Origin of the sequence: Pseudomonas sp. HMSC063H08, assembly GCF_001813645.1 — a bacterium.
GTDB lineage: Bacteria > Pseudomonadota > Gammaproteobacteria > Pseudomonadales > Pseudomonadaceae > Pseudomonas > Pseudomonas aeruginosa.
In genome coordinates this window covers 1-283 of record NZ_KV813598.1, presented here as the reverse complement: position 1 = coordinate 283, position 283 = coordinate 1, and the positions used below count along the sequence as shown (strand labels likewise).

Here is a 283-nt window from a genome sequence, read left to right as displayed (position 1 = left end):
TCGATTTGCGGTTTACCGAGCCCTGAATACAGCATCACAGGGATGGCTGGAAGCAGTATCTCAACGGCATCCAGCATCCTGCTGATGTGTGAATGTGAAACAGGATAGCCGTCATCGGTGAGCTTCCGTGACAGCTCGCGGATGCCGACCGGTTCGCCTTTCTCCTCCTCATACCAGGCTTTCGCTTTCTGAATGCCCACGGCTCGCTCGATGAACTTGAGGTCACCCTTCAGATCGTTCTCAGCTAGGTGACCAGTCAGCGCGATGATTTCGCCGCGCTGCT

At 55.5% G+C, this 283-nt stretch carries 1 pseudogene; it reads right to left on the bottom strand.

Annotation, left to right across the window (positions count from 1 at the left end):
• Positions 1–283, bottom strand: a pseudogene (locus HMPREF2924_RS28565) (transcriptional regulator); the annotation flags it as partial.